General features: G+C 65.2%; 21 protein-coding genes. 4 read left to right on the top strand and 17 right to left on the bottom strand.

What is annotated here, in order from left to right; translation table 11 throughout:
- Positions 1-6 precede the first annotated feature (6 nt).
- Positions 7-1,230 (top strand): amidohydrolase, encoded by a 1,224-nt coding sequence (locus AC239G_RS18565; protein WP_487489501.1) that lies wholly within the window; start codon positions 7-9, stop codon positions 1,228-1,230.
- 51 nt (positions 1,231-1,281) lie between these two features.
- Here AC239G_RS18565 and AC239G_RS18570 read toward each other — a convergent pair whose 3' ends face one another.
- From AC239G_RS18570 to AC239G_RS18595, 6 genes are all read right to left on the bottom strand, one after another.
- A complete protein-coding gene (locus tag AC239G_RS18570; protein WP_487489502.1) occupies positions 1,282-1,851 on the bottom strand; it encodes a DapH/DapD/GlmU-related protein in 570 nt (189 codons plus the stop codon).
- Positions 1,852-1,885: 34 nt separating this feature from the next.
- Positions 1,886-2,908 (bottom strand): zinc-dependent alcohol dehydrogenase family protein, encoded by a 1,023-nt coding sequence (locus tag AC239G_RS18575; RefSeq protein ID WP_487489503.1) that lies wholly within the window; start codon positions 2,906-2,908, stop codon positions 1,886-1,888.
- Between the two features lie 56 nt (positions 2,909-2,964).
- On the bottom strand, positions 2,965-3,378 hold the full coding sequence (locus tag AC239G_RS18580; RefSeq protein WP_376906569.1) for a (R)-mandelonitrile lyase: 414 nt from the start codon (positions 3,376-3,378) through the stop codon (positions 2,965-2,967).
- Complete coding sequence (locus AC239G_RS18585) at positions 3,375-4,286, bottom strand: helix-turn-helix domain-containing protein (RefSeq protein WP_139467578.1); 912 nt, start codon at positions 4,284-4,286, stop codon at positions 3,375-3,377. The genes AC239G_RS18580 and AC239G_RS18585 overlap by 4 nt, the downstream gene beginning before the upstream one ends.
- A 91-nt stretch (positions 4,287-4,377) precedes the next feature.
- Positions 4,378-4,770 (bottom strand): acyl-CoA thioesterase, encoded by a 393-nt coding sequence (locus AC239G_RS18590; protein ID WP_139467867.1) that lies wholly within the window; start codon positions 4,768-4,770, stop codon positions 4,378-4,380.
- 135 nt (positions 4,771-4,905) lie between these two features.
- A complete protein-coding gene (locus AC239G_RS18595; protein WP_139467579.1) occupies positions 4,906-5,409 on the bottom strand; it encodes an SRPBCC family protein in 504 nt (167 codons plus the stop codon).
- Between the two features lie 92 nt (positions 5,410-5,501).
- Between AC239G_RS18595 and AC239G_RS18600 the strand changes: the two genes are divergently transcribed.
- Positions 5,502-6,710, top strand: a complete 1,209-nt coding sequence (locus tag AC239G_RS18600; RefSeq protein ID WP_139467580.1) for a winged helix DNA-binding domain-containing protein — start codon at positions 5,502-5,504, stop codon at positions 6,708-6,710.
- Between the two features lie 2 nt (positions 6,711-6,712).
- Here AC239G_RS18600 and AC239G_RS18605 read toward each other — a convergent pair whose 3' ends face one another.
- The 11 genes from AC239G_RS18605 to AC239G_RS18655 all read right to left on the bottom strand — a co-directional run bounded on the left by AC239G_RS18605 (position 6,713) and on the right by AC239G_RS18655 (position 19,036).
- Positions 6,713-7,543, bottom strand: a complete 831-nt coding sequence (locus tag AC239G_RS18605; protein WP_487489504.1) for a uroporphyrinogen-III synthase — start codon at positions 7,541-7,543, stop codon at positions 6,713-6,715.
- A gap of 23 nt (positions 7,544-7,566) precedes the next feature.
- Positions 7,567-8,472, bottom strand: a complete 906-nt coding sequence (locus tag AC239G_RS18610; RefSeq protein WP_420097147.1) for a LysR family transcriptional regulator — start codon at positions 8,470-8,472, stop codon at positions 7,567-7,569.
- 24 nt (positions 8,473-8,496) lie between these two features.
- Positions 8,497-9,222, bottom strand: coding sequence for a cation diffusion facilitator family transporter (locus tag AC239G_RS18615; RefSeq protein WP_487489505.1), 726 nt, complete (start codon positions 9,220-9,222; stop codon positions 8,497-8,499).
- Positions 9,219-9,578, bottom strand: coding sequence for a Cd(II)/Pb(II)-sensing metalloregulatory transcriptional regulator CmtR (gene cmtR / locus AC239G_RS18620; protein WP_139467584.1), 360 nt, complete (start codon positions 9,576-9,578; stop codon positions 9,219-9,221). The genes AC239G_RS18615 and cmtR overlap by 4 nt, the downstream gene beginning before the upstream one ends.
- 86 nt (positions 9,579-9,664) lie before the next feature.
- Entirely contained in the window at positions 9,665-10,366 is a 702-nt protein-coding gene (locus tag AC239G_RS18625) for a hypothetical protein (protein WP_139467585.1), read from the bottom strand.
- 14 nt (positions 10,367-10,380) lie between these two features.
- A complete protein-coding gene (gene dnaB / locus AC239G_RS18630; protein ID WP_039211746.1) occupies positions 10,381-11,718 on the bottom strand; it encodes a replicative DNA helicase in 1,338 nt (445 codons plus the stop codon).
- 152 nt (positions 11,719-11,870) lie between these two features.
- The gene (locus tag AC239G_RS18635; protein ID WP_139467586.1) at positions 11,871-13,253 is read right to left on the bottom strand and encodes an FtsX-like permease family protein; all 1,383 of its coding nucleotides are present in this window, start codon (positions 13,251-13,253) and stop codon (positions 11,871-11,873) included.
- Positions 13,254-13,264: 11 nt separating this feature from the next.
- Positions 13,265-14,683 carry an FtsX-like permease family protein gene (locus AC239G_RS18640; RefSeq protein WP_139467587.1) on the bottom strand — a complete coding sequence of 473 codons (1,419 nt, stop codon included), beginning with the start codon at positions 14,681-14,683 and terminating at the stop codon, positions 13,265-13,267.
- On the bottom strand, positions 14,683-15,438 hold the full coding sequence (locus tag AC239G_RS18645) for an ABC transporter ATP-binding protein (RefSeq protein ID WP_139467588.1): 756 nt from the start codon (positions 15,436-15,438) through the stop codon (positions 14,683-14,685). Before AC239G_RS18645 ends, AC239G_RS18640 begins: the two co-directional genes overlap by 1 nt.
- Before the next feature lie 149 nt (positions 15,439-15,587).
- Entirely contained in the window at positions 15,588-17,549 is a 1,962-nt protein-coding gene (locus tag AC239G_RS18650; RefSeq protein WP_139467589.1) for an ABC1 kinase family protein, read from the bottom strand.
- A gap of 170 nt (positions 17,550-17,719) precedes the next feature.
- Positions 17,720-19,036, bottom strand: a complete 1,317-nt coding sequence (locus AC239G_RS18655; RefSeq protein ID WP_139467590.1) for a DUF445 domain-containing protein — start codon at positions 19,034-19,036, stop codon at positions 17,720-17,722.
- Between the two features lie 286 nt (positions 19,037-19,322).
- On the opposite strand from AC239G_RS18655, the gene AC239G_RS18660 reads away from it, so the two are divergent.
- Both AC239G_RS18660 and argE read left to right on the top strand, forming a co-directional pair.
- On the top strand, positions 19,323-20,201 hold the full coding sequence (locus AC239G_RS18660) for a class I SAM-dependent methyltransferase (protein ID WP_139467591.1): 879 nt from the start codon (positions 19,323-19,325) through the stop codon (positions 20,199-20,201).
- Between the two features lie 259 nt (positions 20,202-20,460).
- On the top strand, positions 20,461-21,636 hold the full coding sequence (argE, locus tag AC239G_RS18665) for an acetylornithine deacetylase (protein ID WP_376906574.1): 1,176 nt from the start codon (positions 20,461-20,463) through the stop codon (positions 21,634-21,636).
- Positions 21,637-21,835: the final 199 nt, after the last annotated feature.

A 21,835-nucleotide genomic window follows, 5' to 3' on the forward strand; every position in this document is an offset into this window, starting at 1 on the left:
GACACGATGACGACACCTTCATTCCTCGACTCCATCGATTCCCAGCTCGACTGGCAGCGCGAGGTCTACAAAGACCTTCACCGCAATCCTGAGGTCAGCCTCGACGAGCACAAGACCGCCGATCGCATCGCGGCCGAACTCGAGGGACTCGGCCTCGAGGTCACCCGGATCTCCGCCACCGGTCTGGTCTCCGTCATCGACAACGGCACCGGACCGACCGTTCTCGCACGAGCCGATATCGATGCTCTCCCCGTCACCGAGGACACCGGCCTCGACTTCGCGTCCGAGGTCGACGGTGTCATGCACGCCTGCGGTCACGATATGCATGCCGCCGCTCTGCTCGGCGCGGTCCGGCTGCTCAAAGAGAACCAAGATGCCTGGTCAGGCACGTATATCGCGCTCTTCCAACCGGCAGAGGAAAACGCGGCCGGGGCAAAGGCGATGATCGACGACGGGCTGACGGACAAGGTTCCGACCCCCGATGTGGCCCTGGCCCAGCACGTCATGCCGCTGCCGGCCGGAAAGATCTTCACCGCTGCCGGACCAGTGATGTCGGCCGGGGATTCGGTGAAGATCACAGTCTTCGGCCGCGGCGCCCACGGGTCCATGCCGCACCTGTCCGTCGACCCCGTGGTCCTCGCGGCCTCCATCGTTCTGCGCCTGCAGACGATCGTGTCCCGGGAGACCGAACCGGGTGAGTTCGCCGTCGTCACGGTCGGTGCGTCGAACGCCGGATCGAAGTCGAACATCATCCCCGATCGGGCCGAGCTGCTGCTCAACGTCCGCACCTACGACACCGCGGTGCGAGGGCGGGTGATCGCATCGATCGAGCGGATCGTCCGCGGCGAATGCGAGGCCGCCGGAACCCCGAAGGAACCGACGTTCAAGTATTTCGACCAGTTCCCGCTGACGGACAACAGTGAAGCCGTCAATGACACCATCACCGAGGCGCTCACCGAGTTCTTCGGCACCGAGGCGGTGCTCGAGGCGACCCCCGCGACCGCGTCGGAGGACTTCAGCGAACTGCCGAAGGCCTTCGGCATTCCCTACGCCTACTGGTTCGTGGGGTCCTTCGATGCAGAGAAGTACCAGGCCGCCGAGGAGGCCGGAACCGTGCTCACGGATGTTCCGGCCAATCATTCGCCGTTCTTCGCCCCCGAACTCGAGCCGACTCTCGAGATCGCGACCAAGGCGCAGGTCGTCGGCGCTTTGGCCTACCTCGGCGGCTGAGCCCTAACTGCTTCGACCGGCGACCCCGAGCAGGCTCCCTCGTCGGGAGGCTCACTCGTCGATCGTGCGCACGACGTGTGCCGGTGAGCCGACGACGACGGCGCGAGCCGGAACGTCTCTGGTCACCACAGACGCCGCGGCGACGACGGCGTCGTCACCGATGGTGATGCCAGGCAGGACGGTCACGTTCGACCCGATCCAGACATTGCGTCCGATGACGATCGGAGCCGGGTGCATGTCCGCACGACGGTCCGGCTCCATCCCATGATTGAGGGTGGCGAGAACCGTGTTGTGTCCGATGAGCGTGTCATCGCCGATCGTGATCCCGCCCTGGTCCTGAAAGCTGCACCCGGAGTTGATGAAGATCCGCTGCCCTAAAGTGATGTTCTTCCCGAAGTCCGTGTGGAACGGGGGAAACATGGTCACAGTCGGATCGACCGGGCGTCCCGTCAGCTCGGCCAGCAGCGCGCGAACCTCATCGGGTTCACGGTAGCTGCCGTTGATTTCCGCCGTGATGCGCAGGGCTTCCTGGCTGGTGCGGTGCATGACCTCATGAAGAGGCGAGCCGCCCGTGATCATCTCTCCGGCGTTGAGGGCTTTCAGCAGATCTGCTGTGTCCACGGTGTCACCTTTCCTTTACTGACAGATGAAGAGATCAGGGCCTCAGCAGGACCTTGACGGCTTCGCGGCTGTCCATGGCCGAATAGGCGGCCGCGGCGTCGTCGAGGCTCATCGTCTGGTCGAAGACCTTACCCGGGTCGATCTCTCGGCTCCAGATAAGTTCGATGAGGTCCGGCAGGAAGCGACGAACCGGTGCGGGCCCGCCGTGCAGATGAACCAGACCGAAGAACAGTTCTCCTCCGGGCAGCTCGACATCGTGTGAGACACCGACATAGCCGACATGACCGCCGGGTCGGGTCGACCGGATCGCCTGCATCATCGATTCCTGTGAGCCGACTGCCTCGATGGCGCTGTGGACGCCGAGTCCGTCGGTGAGCTCTCTGATCTTCGCCACGCCCTCGTCGCCGCGTTCTTCGACGATGTGGGTGGCACCGAATTCGCGGGCGAGGTTCTGCCTGTCGACGTGACGGCTCATGGCGATGATCGTCTCCGCTCCCATCTGCTTGGCGGCAAGGACTCCCATCAGTCCGACAGCGCCGTCGCCGATGACGGCGACCGACTTACCGGGGCCCACCTCGGCGGCATCTGCGGCGAACCACCCGGTGCCGAGCACATCGGATGCGGCCAGCAGCGACGGGATGAGATCGCCATCAGGCTGTCCCGGCGTGGCGACCAGGGTGCCGTCGGCATGGGGAATGCGAGCGAATTCGGCCTGGGTGCCGATCCCGCCGTCGACGAAGATTCCGTTGACGCAGCGGGACTGGTAGCCGGCGGTGCAGATCGGGCAGGTGTTATCGGAGATGACGAATGATCCGACGACGAAGTCACCGGGTTTGACGGTGCGCACCTCGTCGCCGACTTCCTCGACGATGCCGACGTATTCGTGGCCCATGAGCTGCTGATCCGGTGCGTCGGCACCACGGTAGGGCCACAGGTCGGATCCGCAGACGCACGCGGCCACGATCCGGATGACGGCATCAGTGGGTGCCTCGATGGTCGGATCGGGTCGTTCTTCGACCCGGACGTCGCCGGGCCCGTGCATGATCACTCCGCGCATTGTTCTCTCCTTGAGAAGTTCGGTTGTTCGCTGCTGTTCGGTTCTGGTCGTGGGGCTCAGCCTCGCGGACGATGCAGGTCCGCCTCGTCCACGTGCTCGAGCCAGGTGGTCGTCTGAGCGGGGTCCTCGGCGTTCTCGAGCATGGCGATGTGTTCCATGAATGTCTCGGGGGCGGCTCCGTGCCAGTGTTCCTCGCCTGCCGGGCAGTAGACGGTCTGCCCCGGGCGGGCCTCGATAACGTCACCGTCGCGTGTGCCGAACAGAGCGGTTCCGCTGGTCACGTGCAGAGTCTGACCCTTGGCGTGCGAATGCCATGCGGTGTGTGCGCCGGGGGCGAATCGGACCCGTGCGACGACCATGGTCTGGCCGTCCTCCTGCGGGGAGGCGATGGGGTCGACCCACACATCGCCGCTGAATTGCTCGGGCGGGTTCTTCGCTGTCGGGGTCGTTGGGAGAATGCGGTGGCTCATGATCGGTGTCCTCTGTTCTCAGGAAGTTGGTTCTCGGGTGGTCGTTCGGTCTCGGTCGTCGGCGCCGCCCACGAGGCGAGCAGACGCAGCTTCTGCTCCGATTCCGAGCCAGGTTCTGCTGTGTAGATGAGGAGGGCGAGGCCGTCTTCGGCGGTGATCCGCAGCTCCTCGAAGGCGAGGACGAGCTCGCCCACGACCGGATGGTTGAACCGCTTCATCCCCGTCCCGTGCGTGCGGACATCATGTTGGGCCCACAGGGTTCGGAACGTCTCGCTCTGAGTCGACAGTTCCCCGACGAGGTCCTGGATTCCGCGATTATGCGGATCCCTTCCTGCCGCGCTGCGGATGATCGCCACGCACATCTGCGCGAAGAGTTCCCAGTCCGGATAGAAGTCCTTCGATGCGGGATCGAGGAACTGGAATCGCGCCAGGTTCGGTGTCCGTCCGCCATCCCCGATGACCGGCGAGTAGAAAGCTCGGCCGAGTTCGTTGACGGCGACCATGTCCTGCATATCGTTGCGGACGAAGGCGATCGATTCCTTGATCGAATCGAGCATCCAGAACAGCGTCTCGTGCGGCGGACGTTGAGCGGTCACGGGACGTCGTCTGCGACCCGAGGTCGGAATGCCATCGGCGGCACGGGCAAGATCAACGAGGTGGCCCCGCTCGGTGTCGTTGAGCAGCAGAGCCTCGGCGAGCGCTTCGAGGACAGCCGCGGAAGCCCCTCCGATCGCGCCCCGTTCGAGTTTCGAGTAGTACTCGACGCTCAGTCCGGCCAGGGCCGCGACCTCGCTGCGACGCAGGCCCGGCACTCGCCTCGTGCCGTGGGTGGGAAGGCCGACCCGATCAGGGGTGATCTTCGCCCGCCGTGACATGAGGAATTCGCGTACTTCGGCCCGGTTGTCCATATTCTCCAGGCTAGACGCGTTCTCATCTGAGAGGGATACCCTGTCAGGGCACCTCTGCGCATCACTACTGCAGCACCGAGCGTGTCTACGGCTATGGGTGGGGCATTCGGTCGCGATCGTAGGTGATCGTCGTGTACCCGTGTGGAACCGGTGTGCCGTCCTCGTCGACTCCGACGAATACGATCTTCTCGATGCTGAGGATCGTCTTCCGGGTGATCATATTGCGCACCCTCGCCTTCATCGTCAGCGACGTACGCCCGAACTGGATTGCGATGAGCCCCATCTCGATGAGATCGCCTTCCCTCGCCGAAGCCTGGAAGTCGATCTCCGAGATCAGCTTCGTCACAACTCGATGGTTGCCGAGCTGGATGATCGCGTAGATCGCGGCCTCCTCGTCGATCCACCTCAGCAGGCTGCCGCCGAAGAGGGAGCCGTTGGCGTTGAGGTCCTCGGGCCGCACCCATTTGCGGGTATAGAAGTTCATCCCCTCCACATCGTGGCGGGCGGAGCTCTCTGTGGGCTGTGCCGTCGCTGTCATGCGATCAGAGTAGCGAGGAGTTGTTTCGCCCTCGTTTCGATCACGTCACCGCTGTGCGACGTCGTCTTTCAATTGTCGAAGTCATCCTTCGCGTTCGAAATCATCCTTCATGGTCGTGAGCGTCCGCCGAATGTTCAATCGCTGGAAGTCCGCGAAGCTCCGCCCACGTGTGACGATGTGGTCGAAGACCCATGCCAGCCAGTCGGGCCAACCGCGACGATCGTCTGTCCACGACTCCGTCACTCGAGTCGCCCCGCCGAGGTCCTCGAACTCGTATGCCCAGCTCGCGTTCGCTCCTTCGATGCTGGGAGTTCGGGGCCCGATCCGGCGCACGGTGAAGGCGAACCGTTTGCCGGGCACAGATTCGGTGACGACGCATTCGGTCACCCACGTCGCCGGCCCGCGACGGTTCGTACCTTCGAAGACGTCGCCTGTCTGCAGCGGACCTGCAGTCGTGCGCGTGCTTGCGCCCGTGTTCTCCGGACTCCATCGGGCCATCTGGGTCGGATCGGCGATCTGCGCCCAGAGTGCGGCGGCGTCGGCCTTGATCACCATGCTGTCGCTGACCTGCATCGTTCGCGTCATCGTCGTCCCTTCTCATTGTGGTCGTGCACGCACCAGGAGCCGGCCGAGCACGTGGCCCCATTCAAACACGGGTCCTGAGCTAGCCTGGGCACATGGCCGACTCCGCGACGAACGACGAGATCATCGCCTTCCGCCTCCGCGCTCATCATCTCGATGAGCGACTCAGCCGCAACTCACTCACTGAGGCCGCGGGAGCCTGCGGCATCCAGAACAGCCCACCGGGATCCGCGCTGACCTCACTCCATGTGCGGGTCGAGGACATGAGTGCGACGGCGTTTGCTTCGGCTGTCGAAGAGGAGAAGTCGCTGCTGCAGAGCTGGTGCATGCGAGGGGCGCCCCATTTCTTTCCCGCTGCGGATCTCCCGGTCTTCACCACCGGGGTCGAACCGACGAGTGAGAAGGCGATGCGCCATTTCGTCCTCGGAGTCGAACAGTCGGTCGATTCGCTCGGGATCTCGCTGAGCCAGATCCTCGATCGGGTCGAGCAGGAGATCGCCGGGGTGCTCAGAGGGCGGAGGATGACGATCACCGAACTCGGCGAGGAACTCGCCGAGGTGCTCGCAACCTCCCTGACGACGAAACAGCGAAGCACCTGGGAATCTCAGGGCCCGTATGCGAAGGGCCAGAGCCTCGGTGCCGGCGTGATCCATTTCTGCATTCGGCTGCTCACTCTGCGGCAGATCCTCTGCTTCGCCCCGCGCGAAGGAAACACGGCTCCGTTCGTTCTGCTCGACGAATGGGTCGATCCGCGTTCGATGCCCTCGACCGCACCCACCGAGAGTGAACGCGACCGGGCCAGATCCGAACTGCTGCGCCGCTATCTGCACTGCTATGGACCGTCGACACGCGCCGACTTCGCCGCGTGGATCGGAATCCGGTCCACGGAGGCGACACCTTGGTGGGACCTGATCGCTGGGGAGATCACCGAAATCGATCGCGGGCGACGGACCTGGATGCTCGCCGAGGATGTCGATCAGCTGCATCGCGCGCAGCTTCCGCACGGCGTGCGTCTGCTTCCCCCACACGATCCCTATACGCAGATGCGGGATCGGGAGACGATCGCGTCCAAGGAGTTCCATCGGGAGATCTGGAAGACCGTGGGCGATCCAGGAGCGCTGCTGGTCGATGGCAGGATCGCGGGGACCTGGAGGGCGCGGAAGCGGAATCGACGACTGAGCATGACGATCGCAACCTTCGGCACCGTCCCGAAGTCGGTGAAGAGCGCACTGACCGCTGAGGCAGAGGCGATCGGCGCACTGCGCGAGGCAGACGCCGTCGACATCGAATTCGCGTCAGACTGAGATCATCCGGCGAGTTCGCTGATCAGCACGCGAGCGAGGGCTCCGAGTCGGAATCGCTCGGGAATCACGATTCTGATGCCCTGTTCATGCAGCGGTGCCGCGGTGACGTCGCCGACTGCTGCCGCCACCACCGATTCGTTGAACGCCTCGATCACGGCCGACAGCAGTCCCTGTTCCTCGGCCGCGGTGAGAAATGCTGCCGCCCCGGGTGCTGAGGTGAAGGCCACGGCATCGCACCTGCGCTCCGCGACGATTCGGACCGCGTCGACCACGGCCGCCGGGTCGGGGGCCGGGCCCCACCGGTAGATGACGAGAGAACGGACATCGGCGCCTGCTGCGGCGAAGGCCTCATCAAGTCCGTCGGCTCCTGCACCGTGATGCTGTACGGCAATGCGCTGACCGTCCACGCCCTCGCCGAGGAGGACCTGCTGGATCTCTGCGCTCGTCTCGGATTCGGCGACCCAGTGAGCCCTCAGTCCGGCCCCCTGAATCGCTCCGCGTGCCTTGGGACCGCGGGCGTATATCCGTGCTCCGGCGAGCATCGAGTGCCACTCCTCGCGCAGACCCGCGGCTTCAGCCACGTCACCCCAACCGGTGAATCCGACGCCGGTCGTGACCACGACGATGTCCGGCCGGGCCTCGATGAGTTCACGGGTGCGTGTGACGAGTTCAGGGTCGTCGATATGCGGGATGACGGAAAGGGTCGGGGCGTGCACGATCTTGGCACCGTGACGCTCGAGGGCGGAGGCAAGCTGCTGCGCGCGCCGCTGAGCTGTGAGCACGATGCGACGTCCGACCAGCTCGTCGCCGATGTCAGTTTGGGGCTGGTTCATGCTCATATCCTGGTCGCGCAGTCTCACCGGGGCAACTTCCGGCCTTCGAGAGCAGCCTGGTGGGCGAGCATCTCATCCTTGAGTCCCTGGACGACGGCGGCGATCGCCGGTCGCCGCATCGAATCGGGTCTGAGCACCATCCAGTAGGGCAGTCGCTCGGCCACCGATTCTGGGAAGAGTCGCACGAGGTCGGGGTGACGGTCGGCCATGAAACACGGGAGGAAGCCGATTCCGGCACCCGCACGAGTCGCTTCGACGTGAACGAAGACGTTCGTCGAGGTCAGTGCATCCTTCATCTCGGGAAACAGCCGCCTCGGCGCATCGAGGTCGTCGACCTGGAGCATGGAATCGACGAAATAGACGAGCCGGTGGTCGCTGACTTCCTCCACCGAGGCGGGGGTGCCGTTGGCCGCGAGATAGTCACGCGAGGCGTAGAGACCGAGTTCGTAGTCACCGAGCTCGATCGCCTCTGCTCGGTGCACGCGCGGTTCGCCGACGACGACCTCGATATCGAGACCGGACCGCTGCTGCAGGGCCTGCCTGGTGACGGTGACGATCTCGACACTCAGCCCGGGATGCCGACGTCGCAGCTTCGCGACCGCCGGGGAGGCGACATAGGCGCTGAACCCATCCGTCGCGGTCATCCGCACCACTCCGGACACCGTCTCCGGGCCCTGGCCGGGACTCTCGAGTTCGGCGACCGCGGTCTCCATCTGTTCGGCCACCGCAACGGCTCGTTCCCCGAGGTCGGTCAGCTCCCATCCGTCATCCGAGCGAGCCAGAACGCGTCCGCCCAAGGACTTCTCCAAGGCGGCGATGCGGCGGGAGACCGTCGAGTGGGTGAGACCGAGGTTGTGTGCCGCCGTCGTGAATTTGGCGGTGCGGGAGACGGCCAGCAGCACGAGCAGATCGTTAGGAGTGGTGTCCATGCCTGCCATAGTAGGCGGGCTTACTCAACGCTGTGCGTCGGCCGCACAGCACGCGTTTCGGCACCCGTCGTCGTCCGGATCATCTTCAGCACAGCACCCTTCTGTACGCTCACCGGTGAGAACCGCAGCCGGAACCGCGCAACAGGCGTCCCCTCGCCAGGCTTCGACCCCTTCCCGAACGGCGAAGACCGCGATGGTGAGAGCTGCGACGGAATCGGCCCAGGCCCACCCGAGCAGGCTGTTGAGCAGGACTCCGATCAGCACTGCGGCGCTGAGATAGGTGCAGATGAGGGTCTGCTTGGAATCAGCGACAGCCGTAGCAGATCCCAGTTCTCGTCCCGTCCTCCGCTCGAACCAGCTGAGGAACGGCATCACCAGCAGGCTGAGTGCGGCGATGATGATGCCGACGGTCGAATGTTCGGGTTGGCGCAGGCCCACCATGGACAGAACAGCGTCCACGCTGACGTAGACCGCGAGCGCGAAGAAAGATACTGCGATGACCCGCAGAGCGACCCGTTCCCGGCGCTGGGGTTCCGGTGCCGAGAACTGCCAGGCTACCGCTGCGGCTGAGAGGACCTCGACGATCGAATCGAGTCCGAACCCGATGAGAGCCGCCGAGGAGGCTGCTCCGCCTGCGGCAATGGCAACGAACGCTTCAATCACGTTCCATGTGATGGTGATGGCAACGATGATCCGGATCCGCTTCCGCAGAACTGCCGCTCTGTCCCTTCCCGGCGCAGTCTCGGTCATCGGCTCGGTCCAGCGTCACAGCAGCCGACCACCGTGCAATCGGAATCGACACACGGCACGTTCTCATCGACTGCCAGAGTCGTCTCGACAAGAGCAGTGAGGGCTGTTGCCAGATGAGGGTCGGCGATCTCGTAGCGCGTCCGCCGGCCTTCAGGTTCGGCCACCACGATTCCGCATCCTCGCAGGCAGGCGAGGTGGTTCGACACATTGGTGCGCGTCAGTCCCAGATCACTTGCCAAGCGCGCAGGATAGCCAGGCTCGGAGAGCAGCGACAGCAGAATCCGTGAGCGTGTGGGATCGGCCATCGCGCGGCCTAGACGCTGCATGGCATCGACACGGGAGGCAATAGTCAGCATATGCTGACTATACAGCCTGTGCTGACCTGTTGCCGCGGGCCGCTCACGACGGAATGAGGGCTTCTCCGGCGCCTGCCGCCCGGTCGTCAGCGCACGTGCTGCTGCAACGGCGAGCGCGTCCAGCGCAGCAGCACGACGATCAGACAGATGAGGAACACGATCCCCGAGGTGACCAGTCCGGTGACGAGGATGCCGATATCGGCGGGCAGATCCACGTCTTCGGCCGGTTTGGTCGGTGCCTTCCCCTCCGGATCGATGAGGACGGAGATCGTGTCGCCCTCATCGAAGTCGTCGTATCCGTCCTTACCGCGGTAGATCAGCGGTTCGGCGACGGGGGTGCCGTCGGTGCTTTCGAGGCTGTAGGTATGAACATAGACCTGCCGCGACCTGGGCGGATTGGAACTGTGCACGGTCTTCTGCTCGACTTTGTGATCGGCGACGACCACCTCGGTGAGTTCGCCCGCCTGAGACAAAGCAAGATCCTCGCCGAGCATCACAGTGCCGATGAGTGCAATGGCCACGAACGGTCCGGTGTACCAATACGCCGGCGTGTGTCCCATGAACCTGCGCATCGCCAGAGTGACGCCGAGGAACACGAAGCATCCGAGGATGATCGTGAACAGCAGTTGGTCCGGATACAGGTATCCGATCGTGAAGACCGCACCCGTGCCGACGAAGAAGACAGCACCGGTGATGATGATGGTCAGCGGATTCCGGCTGCCCTGGTTCCAGCGGCGCTCACTCTTCCCGCCGTCACCCCACTTGCCGCGCATCCAGTAGGCGTCCATTCAAGCCCCGTTCGTCACTGCGGCATGTTGACGAATCGGGACTTCGCGCCCTGGAACGCCACGGGGATGTCCATCGTCGGACCGGCACGGTGCTTGGCGACGATGATGTCGGCCTCACCGGCGCGTTCGTGTTCCTTGTCGTACATGTCCTCACGGTGGATGAGGAGGACCATATCCGCGTCCTGCTCGATCGAACCGGACTCACGCAGATCCGAGATCATCGGCCGCTTGTCCGTGCGCTGCTCGCTGCCTCGGTTGAGCTGAGACAGTGCGATGACCGGCACCTCGAGCTCCTTGGCCAGCAGCTTGAGCGAACGGGAGAACTCCGAGACCTCCTGCTGACGGGACTCGACGCGCTTGCCCGAGGACATCAGCTGCAGGTAGTCGACGCAGACCATCTGCAGATTGTGCTGCTGCTTGAGCCGGCGGCACTTCGCGCGGATCTCGGTCAGCGCCATGTTCGGCGAATCGTCGACGAACAGCGGCGCATTGTTGATCCGGGCCTCGGTCGCGGCCAGCGTCGTCCAGTCGTGCGGACTGAGCTCGCCGCGGCGCAGGTTCTGCAGCGGAATCTCCGACTCGGCCGAGAGCAGACGCATGACGAGTTCGTTCTTGCCCATCTCGAGCGAGAAGAACACAGCGGCCGCATCATTGTGGATCGCAGCCGAACGGATGAAGTCGAGCGCCAGAGTCGACTTGCCGACACCGGGACGCGCGGCGATGACGATCATCGTGCCCGGATGCAGACCGTTGGTGAGGTTGTCGAACTCGGTGAAACCGGTGGGCACACCCGCGGTCTGCCCATCGGTGTTGCCGTTGCGTTCGATCTCCTGGGCCACCTCGCCGAGGATGTCGGAGAGGATGACGTAATCCTCTGTCGTATGGCGTTCGGTGACCTTGTAGATCTCCGCCTGAGCGGAGTTCACGACGTCATCGGTATCGCCTTCGGCGTCGTAGCCCATCTGCACGATGCGGGTGCCGGCCTCGACGAGGCGGCGCAGCACGGCCTGTTCGCTGACGATCGCGGCATAGTAGCCGGCGTTGGCGGCGGTCGGGACCGACGAGATGAGGGTGTGCAGGTAGGCGGCACCGCCGACGCGGGCGAGGTCGCCGGTCTTCGTCAGATAGTTCGCCACCGTCACCGAGTCCGCGGGCTCGCCCCGGGAGTAGAGGTCGAGGACCGCCTCGTAGATGGTTTCGTGAGCGGGCTTGTAGAAGTCGTCGCCCTTCATCGTCTCGACGCAGTCGGCGATGGCGTCCTTCGACAGAAGCATCGCACCGAGCACGCTCTGCTCGGCTTCGACGTCCTGCGGAGGGGTCCTCAGACCGTCATAGCCCTGGTCGTTGCTCACTTCAGTTCCTCTTCCTACACAGCCGCGTCGACACGCACCCGCAGATGGTGCGCTCCAACTGTACCCGGAGACCCGAGGAGGGTCCCACCGGCCCGACCACTTCTGCCGAACCGGTGCCGACCATCCTAGGACGAGGCACTGACGCAGAAACTTCAGTCCCGCGCCCTCCCGGCTGTGGCCACGGAGTGCAGAATCGGCTTCGTCAGCTGCAGCCCACCACGGATGATGCCGATGCCGACGACCACTGTGAGCAGGATCGTGAGGAAGGTGACCGGCTTGAACACGAGCGCGGCTCCGGCCAGGGGCAGGACGAGCAGCAGCCCGAGCCCTCCGGCCAGCAGGGACACCCAGATCGCTGGGGCCATGACGGCCCGCACCAGCGCTCGGTGCAGCAGCTGAGGATCGGCGCCCGCGGCATAGAGGTCGGAGAAGGTGTCGGCACGGTCATAGATGTCGGCGACCTGGTTGATCACCGCGGACACGGCGATGAGCACGATCGCGATGCCCATGACGAGCAGCACCCCGGTGAACAGGTCGTGGAAGAGGTTGATATCGGAGGTGCCCATCGTTGCCGGGTCGTCCTCGGCGGCGTCGAGGCCGAGCTGCATCAGCGCCACTCCCGCCCCGCAGACGGCCGCGGTGAATGAGGCCATCGCGAGTCCGGACACGCGTCGCCAGAACCGTTTGGGTTCGTCGGAGACCAGGCGAGCCGCGATGAGGCGCTCCGGGGTGTCGGCCCGCCGACCGGACAGGTGAGCGAACCAGCGGACGAGGAGCCCGCCGAGGAGGTCGACGACGACCAGCCCGAGAGCGAAGAATCCGACCACCGCGCCGAGCACGATCCCCACGCCGAGACCGCCACTCTGGGTGAGCGCGTACACGACCGGCAGCAGGCAGATCACGAGCACCGTGACGATGATCTTGGCCACGGGGAGCTTCCGCTCCAGACTCTTCGTCCGCACGCCCAACGGAGAGACCGCGACCTTGCGCAGACCCAGCAGAGCCGATCCCGCGCAGACCAGGGCCAGGAAGACGACAACGACGAGGATGAGCCACGCGGGCATGAGCATGTTCGCGTACCCGATGGGCTCGCCCATGAAGTGGATGAAGCTGACCGGCAGCGCCAGTCCGAGATACCCGAGCACCCCGAGGATGATGCCGGCCAGGGCCGGGATCAGCGGTTCGGCCACGGCGAGCGCCGTGATCTGGGAGCGTCGGGCCCCGAGCAGCGACATCGTCGACAGCCTTTCGTCCTGCCGGCGTGCCGACAGGGTCGCCGAGGCCGATGCCAGGGTGGAGGCGGGGATGATCAGCAGAGCCGTAGCCAGGGCTGCGAGGGTCTTATACATGATGTCGAGGCCCTCGTCCGCGGGATCGGGGCTCGGTGGGATCTGGAAGAACATCCAGGTCCCGGCCGCCACGGTGAGGAACAGCGTGGCACACGCGAAGAACGCGGCGGCCACGAGCACAGAGCTCGCCGAGGTCAGCGATCTCCGCCCGAGGACGAGGGGAACTGCTGCGAAGGACGTGGACATCGGGTCTCCTCTCAGGCCACGGTCGCCTCGGCGGTGGCCCGGTTCTCGGGTGCCGCCTCGGCGAGGGTGCGGTTGTGGGGATCGATCTCGGTGACCCGGCGGACGAGCGGGCGGGTGACCTGCAGCCCCAGCCACACCATCGCAACCCCGGCCACGAGGACGGCGGCGACGGTTCCGATGGTGAACGGATCGCCGAGGTCGCTCACCGAAGCCATGAGCCAGGCGAGGATTCCGCCGAGGAACAGGGAGACGACGGTGACCAGCAGGATCGGCGACATCACGGCGTTGACGGTCACCCGGTGCATCATCTGCTGGGTCATTCCGGCGGCGTGGAGCTCGCGATAGGTCGTGGCCCGGTCCAGGATGTCTGCGGCCTGGTTGATCGTGGCCGAGACGATGACGAGGACGAAGGCGATGACCAGGGTGAGGATGAGTCCGGTGAAGATATCGTCGCCGAGGTGGGCGTACGGGCCCATGACCGCGCGGTCCTCGGCGGAGAAGTCCTCCTGACCGCTGCGCATCATCGCTGTTCCCGCCCCGCCGACGACGGCGATGAATGTGATCATCGCCAGCCCGGCGACCCGACGCCAGTACTGTCCGGGAGCGTCGGCGATCATTCCCGCCGCCATCACCGAGGCGGGACCGCGGGCGATTCTGCCGGCGATGCCGGCGTGGACGCGGATGCACAGGACGCCGAGGACGCTGATGAGCAGGAGCGTGATGCCGATCGTGGCGATGCTGTACATGATCGTCACCGCCATCGGCAGCTCCATCTGGGTGGAGACATAGGTCGCGATGGCCACGATGAGGATGAGCACGATGGCCGCGATGACGCGGGCCAGGGGGAATCTCCGGGGCAGCGACCGGGTGCGCACGCCCAGCGGGGAGACCTGGATCTTGCGCAGGCCGATGAGCGAGGCGATCAGGCAGACCGCCAGGAGGCCCACGATGACCGCGGCGAGCAGCCAGACCGGCATGAGCAGTGCCTGGTAGCCCAGGGGTTCACCGACGAACGTGATGAAGCTCAGCGGCCAGGCGACCAGCAGGTAGCCGCCGATTCCGGCGAGGATGCCCAGCGAGGCGGGGATGAAGGGTTCGGCGACGGCGATGAGGCGGATCGTGCCGCGTTGCGCCCCGAGCAGGGACAGGGTCGAGAGTCGTTCGTCCTGACGGCGGGCGCTCAATTTCGCCGAGGCGACCCCGAGGCTCGTCGCGGGCACGATGAGGAAGACCGTGGCGAGGACGGCGAGGAGCTGGTACAGCTCGGCCACCTCGGCATATCCGGAGACCTCGGGGCGATCGATGAATGCCCAGGCGCCGGCGGCCACGGTGAGGAAGATCGTCGCGCAGGAGAAGAAGGCGATCCCGACAAGGCGCGACGTCATCGAAGTCAGGGACTGTTTGGACAGGAGGAGGGGAAGGATTTTCATCACTGGGCGGCTTCCTGCATTGCCGAATCTGCGACGATGCGGCCGTCGGCGAGTCGGACGACACGGGAGCAGCGGGCGGCGACGTTCTCATCGTGGGTGACGACGACGAGGGTGGAGCCGCGGCCGACGGTGGAGCCCAGCAGCTCGGTGAGAACCTCGTTCGAGGTTCGGGAGTCGAGGGCGCCGGTCGGTTCGTCGGCGAAGGTGACGACGGGCTGGGTGACCTGGGCGCGGGCAATTGCCACCCGTTGCGCCTGACCTCCGGAGAGCTGTCCGATCCGCTTGTGTCCGTGCTCGCTCAGACCAAGACGGTCGAGCCAGGCCCGGGCGTGCTGGGTGGCGTCCGAGCGGTTCATGCCTGCGAGCATGGCGGCGAGCGCAACATTGTCGATGGCGGTGAGTTCGGGCAGGAGCAGTCCCTGTTGGAAGACGAAGCCGAAGACCTCGCGGCGCAGAGCGGTGCGGCCGGATTCCTTGAGGGAGGTGATCTCGGCGGCGGCGCTGCGGTCGGTCGGCGAGAGTCGGATGCGGCCGCTGTCGGGACTGATGATGCCGGCCAGGCAGTGCAGGAGGGTGGTCTTACCGGAGCCGGAGGGTCCCATGATGGCCAGGGATTCGCCGAGGCCGATCGTGAGGTCGACTCCGGCGAGAGCGTACGTCTGGTTGAAGTGCTTGGTGACGTTTCCGGCGGTGATGATGGCGGGGTGCTGGTGGGCGGGCTGCTGCGCTGCGGCAGGATGCTGTGAAGAAGTCATGTCTCCATGTTTTCGCCCAACGGGCCTTGGCACTATGCAGTCAGCCTGTCAGCCGGTGCGGGATTTCCCAACCTCTGTTGACGGAAACCCCTGCGCGGTGGTCCGTGCCGGCTCCGGCGATGGATTCGGTCACCGCAGGGGTGACCGCCTCATTTCTTGAGGAACAGACGGATGACGGCACGCAGGGCGATCATCGTTCCGGCAAAGACGAAGAGAGCACCCAGCCCCTGGTACATCGTCAGGTCCGTCGAGATCTTCAGTCCGCCGTCCATTCCGAACAGGAGGATCGCGGCGATCACTGCCGTGCAGGCGAGGAGCACCGCCGTGAACTCGCTGAGAACTCCGCGCAGCCAGGAGCGTTCGGCAGCGGAGGTGAACAGCTGCGGTCGCACACTGAATCGGCCTGCAGCCATCTCCCTGCTCACCTGCTCGACACGTCCGGGCAGGCGCCGGGCGGTGAGCGCGGCAACGCCGGCGGCGCCGACGGATTTCGCGCTCATCCTCTCGGGCGCGATCACCGCCGCGGTGATCGCGGGCAGCTCCCGGCGCACAATGCTCAGCAGGGTCTGCTGCGGGTCGAGGCCGGTGACGGACTCCTCGATCGATGCCAGGGTGCGCAGTGCCGCTGCCAGGTCCCCGGGGACTCCGATTCCGTGGTCGCTGAGGACGGCGAGCAGCTGCCGGAACATCGCGCTGTCGATGCGTCCGTGTACACGCAGCACGGTGATGATGCGGCCGATGTCGCGCCGGAGCAGGTCGACGTCGACGTTCTCCTGTGCGTCGAAGGCCAGCAGGATCGCGTCGGCTGCTGTCGCCGCATCGTCGACGACGACGGCGTGGAGGATGAGGGCCAAGGCGTTGCGGGATTCGTCGTCGAGGATGCCGATCGACCCGAAGTCGAGGAAGACGAGGTCGCCATCCTCGGTGATCATGATGTTTCCCGGGTGCAGGTCGGCGTGGAAGATCCCCGTCACGAGGATGGACCGGATGGTCGACAGGCACAGTCTCCGGGCCGCAGCGCTCCGCTCCCTGTCGCCGAGGCGGGGGTATCCCTCGAGTGCCGCCTGTCCGAGGGTGCGCCCGGGAATGAAGTCGGTGACGAGGATCGACGCGCCGGAGAGCTCGTGTTGGACTGCGGGGACTCTCACCCCTTCTCGAGAGCCGAGGGAAGCGGCGGCCATGTCGAGGTTGCGGGCTTCGACCCGGTAGTCGAGCTCCTCGTCGAGGGATTCGACGAATCCGTGCGCCAACTCGCCGAGTCCCATCGCGCGGGCCCATTCGTAGCGTTTGAGCAGATGAGTCGACAGCCTGAGGAGGATGTCGCTGTCAACGCTCACCGCGGCCACGGCACGCGGCCTCCTGACCTTGATGGCCACCTCGGTGCCGGTTTCGAGCACCGCGCGGTGGACCTGAGCCAACGACGCGGCGGCCAGCGGAGTGGGGTCGACGGAGGCGAACGCTTCTTCCCAGTCGGCTCCGAGCTCAGCGGCGATGACGCCTTTGACTTGCGCGAAGGGCAGCCGTTCGGCATCGGCCTGCAGGGTTCCCAGTGCGGAGGTCAGTGTCGGCGGGAGGATGTCGGTGCGGGTGGAGAGGAACTGACCGAGTTTGACGAAGGTCGTGCCTGCCGAATTGAGGAAGACGACGAGCGAGGCGGCGAACCTGGTGTCGTCGGGTTTGAGTCCCGAGGTCAACGACCGGTGCAGGCCCGAGCTCATCGCTGCTCGGATGACGGTGAATATCCGGCCGGTCCGTCGGGTCCAGCCGCGAATCCCGATCACTGCGCCGCGGGCGCCGGGCAGCGTTCCGGTGGGCATGATGACTTCGAGGACGAACAGCACGATCGTGCTCAGTGCGAGGATCGCCAGACACATGAAACCGGCGAAGATCAGCAGCTGGACCTGGTCGAGGCTCTCATAGGAGACCTCGGGAGAGAAGATGCCGTTGAGTCGGGCCACGTGCGTGATGAAGGCGCCGCCGGATGAGAAGACGAGCATTCCGACGAGGATCGATCTGAGCAGTCCGACGTCGGGGCCGAGGAGTCGGCGCGAGAGCAGACCCAAGACGGAGCCCAGGATGACGATGGAGAGCAGCGCTGCAACTGTGAGCATCGGATCCTTTCCGGTTCTGCTCGGTCATTTCAGAGTACAGCCCGCGCGTAATCCTTGACAGAGTTTCGACACAACTTCCCCTGCGATTGTCCCCTTCACCCAGGGGCTTGGGACCGAAAGCGCTGAACCCTCAGTGGCTGAGGGCGCTTCAGCGCCTCACCCTGGCGGTCTCACCCCGGCAGGAGCACGATGACGGTGTGGATCACGAGGCCGACCAGCGCGCCGATGACGGTGCCGTTGATGCGGATGTACTGGAGGTCGCGGCCGACGTAGAGCTCGATGCGCTCGGCGGCTTCCTTCGCATCCCAGCGTTCGATGGTGTCGGAGATGACGCTGGCGATCTCAGGGCCGAAGCTTTCGGCCAGATCACCGGCGGTGGTGGCGATCCGGTCATCGATGCGGCGGGAGAATTCCGAGTCCGCCTGCAGCCGTTCGGCGAACTCGCCGATGAGCTGCCAGATGCGGGCTCGGACTTCGCCGCTTTCGTCGATGATGGCCTCGCGCAGCAGCTGTTTGAGCGAACCCCAGATCTCGAGGACGGAGTCGACGACGCCCTCCTGGCTGAGCAGGTCGTTGAAGATCTCTTCGGCCCGCTGGGACAGGGATGAGTCGGATTCGAGGTCGTCGGAGAGGTCGACGAGCCACGCATCCAGCGCCTGTCGGGCCTTGTGGTATTCGTTGTCGCGGACGTCGGCGACCCAGCCGAGCACTTCGCGCTGCAGGCGGTTGGCCAGCTGTTCGTTGACGAAATCGGGGACCCAGGACGGTGCCCGATTGTGGACGATCTCATCGATGACCTGCGGATTGTCACCCAGCCAGCTGTAGGCCTCCGCGATGATGAGGTCGACTAGTCTGTGGTGAGCCCCGTCGAGCACGATCTGACGCAGCAGCTGAGCGAGCACCGGTGTCTTCCTGGTGGCCACGAGCCGAGGAATGATGACGTTCCTGGTCAGCGCCTTGATGGAGTCGTCATCGATGCGCGCGAGCACATATTCGAGGCCCCCTGCGGCACGGTCGACGACGATATCTCGGTTGGCGGGTTTCGCCAGCCATTTTCCGGCACGATGGGAGATCTCGGCGGATCGGATCTTCGTCGACACCGCCTCGGCGTGGAGGAAGTTCGTGGCGACGAAGGCCGACAGACTCGCTCCGAGTGTGTCCTTCTTGCGCGGGATGATCGCGGTGTGCGGAATCGGCAGCCCGAGAGGGTGGCGGAACAGCGCGGTGACGGCGAACCAGTCGGCGATCGCGCCGATCATCGCGGCCTCCGAGGCGCGGGAGACGAACCCCCAGACGCCGGTGTTGTCGGTGAAGAGGTGGGTGGAGAGGAAGATGAGCGTGGCGAGGATGAGCAGCGAGAGCGCGAGCGTGCGCATCTTCTTCAGCCCGCGAGCGCGCTCTTGATCCTCCGGCGTAAGCTCGGCCGGCCCGCCGTTTCCGCTGCCGGCGCCGAAGCGCGGTACGGATGGTGTCTTCTCGATCGACATCGTTACCCCCTGCTCCACGACTTTAGCGAAACCCTGCCCCTCCACACGCATCCGCAGGCGGGTTCGCACCTGGGAATTCCGCGGAGAGCCCCGCCGCTCGGGCCGCCCTATCTCTCGCGAGCATCCCTCACAGTTGCTCTTACTTCCCCACGCTGCCCGCTATCCGCCCCGTCGCTCTCATATCTGCCCGGTGCACCGGGTGGAGATGCCACGATTCATGAGGGATGAGCCTTCGTGACAGTCGCCGAGGCGGCCCTGCCCGACCGTGGAACGTTAGGCTACGTGGATGGAACACTTCGAGAATCGTGAACGTGCAGAATCCTTCGGCGAGGTCGCCCGGGACTACGACGCCTTCCGACCGAAGTACCCTGCCGCGCTCCTCTCGGCGATCATACAAGCGGCCGGGGCGAGCGCCGACTCCCAAACGGATTCCTCACTGCCGTCCACCAGCGATCGAACCGCGGACGCCCCGCGCATCCTCGATGTCGGTTCCGGCACCGGCATTCTCGCGTCCCAGCTCCGGTCAGCAGGCGCCGAGATTCTGGCCATCGAACCAGACCCCGCGATGGCTGCGGTCGCTCGGGCCAAAGGTCTCGATGTGGAAGTCTCGGCGTTCGAGAAATGGGACCCACAGGGCCGGACCTTCGATCTCGTCAGCTTCGGTCAGTCCTTCCACTGGGTCGATCCTCTAGTTGCTCTGCCGAAAGTTCGCACGGTGCTCCGCCCCGGTGGGATTCTGGCTCTGGCTTGGAACGATATCGAACCCATCAGTGAGCTGAAGACCCGGCTCGATGCGGTCATCGCTCGCTTTCATGCCGACGGCAGGACCGCGAGTCTCGGTTCGAGAGCGAGCCGGGGCACCGAAGCGAGCCAAGAGGCAAGGGCGGGCAGCGGTACAGCTGAGTCCGCGCGGGAGGTCGAACCCGTCGAACATCCGGCGCTCACAAAACTGCAGGACGCCGGTTTCACCCCGAATGAGACCACTTTCGTCGAAGACCTCCATTATTCGAGGCACGACTGGCTGTCGATGGTCTTCACCTACTCGGCTCAGCTGACGATGGATCCAGTGAAGAGAGCGGTCATGCGCGAAGAGATGGCCGCCGAAATCCCCGACGACGGGCTCGATGCGCGGAACGAGGCACTTCTCGTCCTCGCTGGGGCCTGAATATGGGACGCTCAGAGTTCAAAAGCTGCGCGCTCAATGCTGAGCAGTGCCCACCCACTGGGCCGGTGCCACACGGCACGAGTCCGACCCGTAGAGTGAAGGCGTATGGTCACCGCTGTCCTGCACAGGGACCACGTCCCCGCTGGAACCACCACTCCGCGGAGACGTCCGACGTCCCCGCTGGGTCCGCCGCGGCCCTCCCGCAGATGCAGCGATCTGACCGACCGAGACCACCCGCATCCTAGAGTCAGGAGCAGTCGTGCCAGCGACACCCGCCGAGGCCACCATCACCGAGATCACGAATCTCATCACCTTCGACACGACGAGCAGGGACACGAACCTCCCGCTCATCGACCACGTCGAAGCCCGCCTCCAGGCCGCCGGCATCGAATCACGCCGGATCCCGAATCCGGAGGGCACGAAGGCGAATCTGCTCGCGACCATCCCCGCAGCCGACGGCACGACCAGCGGAGGCATCGTCCTGTCCGGACATACCGACGTCGTCCCCGTCGACGGCCAGGACTGGTCCTCCGACCCATTCACTCCCGAGATCCGCGACGGAAAGTTCTATGCCCGCGGCAGCGCCGACATGAAGTCCTTCATCGGCGTCATCCTCTCCCGCCTCGAAGCGCTCAAGTCCGCGAAACTCAGCGAACCCATCCACCTTGCTTTCTCCTATGACGAAGAGATCGGCTGCGTGGGCGCCATCTCCCTCGTCGAAGCCATCACAGAGGAGGGCCTGGCGCCCCGCGGCTGCATCGTCGGCGAACCCTCGAGCATGCGCGCCATCCGCGGCCACAAATCGATGAACGTCTTCCGCGTCGACTTCCATGGCGTCGCCGCTCACTCCTCGCTCACCCCCGAAGGCGTCAATGCCATCGCCTATGCCTCCGAATTCGTCGCCTTCGTTCACGCCGTCGCAGCCGAGTTCCGCACCGAAGGGCCCTTCGACGAGGCCTATGTCGTGCCCTTCACCTCGGTCACGGCGAACACGTTCACCGGCGGCATCGCCGTCAACACCATCCCCGCCGAGGCGACCGTCCAGTTCGAGTTCCGATCGCTCGGTTCCGTGGACCGCGAGGCCCTCGTCGAACGCTTCCGCGCCGAGGCTCAGCGTCTCGGTCGAGCGATGGCCGCCGAGAACGAGGCCGCCGGCGTCGATTTCACTATCGAAGCCGAGGCTCCCGGCTGCGAGACTCCGGCCGATGCAGACATCGTCTCGCTCGCCGCGAGCTGGGGCGCCATCGCCACCGATGACAAGGTCACCTACGGCACCGAGGCGGGACTGTTCTCCGAAGCAGGCATCCCGACCGTCGTCTGCGGTCCCGGAGACATCGCCCAGGCTCACGCTCCCGATGAGTTCATCGAACTCGACCAGATCGCCGCCTGCGAATCGTTCATCGACGCCCTCATCGCCGACCTCTCCGAGAGCTGAGCCGATCGGGTTGCGCACTACCTGAAACACCCCACACCGCTGCCTGCGCTCCCTACGTGTTCGGGCACGAGCATCCCCCACTGCAAGCGGCACAACCTACTATTGCAGGAGCGTCCCTCACCAGGAGCCGCATAACGCACCGGTCGAACGGGAGGTTATGCGGTTGCCGCGGTGAGGCACAAGCAGCACGTCACAATGC

This window comes from Brevibacterium sp. Lmc1 (assembly GCF_057654315.1).

Bases quoted from the DNA above. Each gene is read 5' to 3' on its own strand.
- AC239G_RS18615 (WP_487489505.1), bottom strand. From the start codon at position 9,222: ATGACCGAGACTGCGCCGGGAAGGGACAGAGCGGCAGTTCTGCGGAAG.
- AC239G_RS18625 (WP_139467585.1), bottom strand. From the start codon at position 10,366: ATGGACGCCTACTGGATGCGCGGCAAGTGGGGTGACGGCGGGAAGAGT.
- AC239G_RS18605 (WP_487489504.1), bottom strand. From the start codon at position 7,543: ATGAACCAGCCCCAAACTGACATCGGCGACGAGCTGGTCGGACGTCGC.
- AC239G_RS18655 (WP_139467590.1), bottom strand. From the start codon at position 19,036: ATGTCGATCGAGAAGACACCATCCGTACCGCGCTTCGGCGCCGGCAGC.
- AC239G_RS18610 (WP_420097147.1), bottom strand. From the start codon at position 8,472: ATGGACACCACTCCTAACGATCTGCTCGTGCTGCTGGCCGTCTCCCGC.
- AC239G_RS18635 (WP_139467586.1), bottom strand. From the start codon at position 13,253: ATGTCCACGTCCTTCGCAGCAGTTCCCCTCGTCCTCGGGCGGAGATCG.
- AC239G_RS18565 (WP_487489501.1), top strand. From the start codon at position 7: ATGACGACACCTTCATTCCTCGACTCCATCGATTCCCAGCTCGACTGG.
- AC239G_RS18575 (WP_487489503.1), bottom strand. From the start codon at position 2,908: ATGCGCGGAGTGATCATGCACGGGCCCGGCGACGTCCGGGTCGAAGAA.
- AC239G_RS18595 (WP_139467579.1), bottom strand. From the start codon at position 5,409: ATGACGCGAACGATGCAGGTCAGCGACAGCATGGTGATCAAGGCCGAC.
- AC239G_RS18660 (WP_139467591.1), top strand. From the start codon at position 19,323: ATGGAACACTTCGAGAATCGTGAACGTGCAGAATCCTTCGGCGAGGTC.
- AC239G_RS18650 (WP_139467589.1), bottom strand. From the start codon at position 17,549: ATGCTCACAGTTGCAGCGCTGCTCTCCATCGTCATCCTGGGCTCCGTC.
- AC239G_RS18600 (WP_139467580.1), top strand. From the start codon at position 5,502: ATGGCCGACTCCGCGACGAACGACGAGATCATCGCCTTCCGCCTCCGC.
- AC239G_RS18645 (WP_139467588.1), bottom strand. From the start codon at position 15,438: ATGACTTCTTCACAGCATCCTGCCGCAGCGCAGCAGCCCGCCCACCAG.
- AC239G_RS18590 (WP_139467867.1), bottom strand. From the start codon at position 4,770: ATGAACTTCTATACCCGCAAATGGGTGCGGCCCGAGGACCTCAACGCC.
- AC239G_RS18580 (WP_376906569.1), bottom strand. From the start codon at position 3,378: ATGAGCCACCGCATTCTCCCAACGACCCCGACAGCGAAGAACCCGCCC.
- AC239G_RS18585 (WP_139467578.1), bottom strand. From the start codon at position 4,286: ATGGACAACCGGGCCGAAGTACGCGAATTCCTCATGTCACGGCGGGCG.
- cmtR (WP_139467584.1), bottom strand. From the start codon at position 9,578: ATGCTGACTATTGCCTCCCGTGTCGATGCCATGCAGCGTCTAGGCCGC.
- AC239G_RS18640 (WP_139467587.1), bottom strand. From the start codon at position 14,683: ATGAAAATCCTTCCCCTCCTCCTGTCCAAACAGTCCCTGACTTCGATG.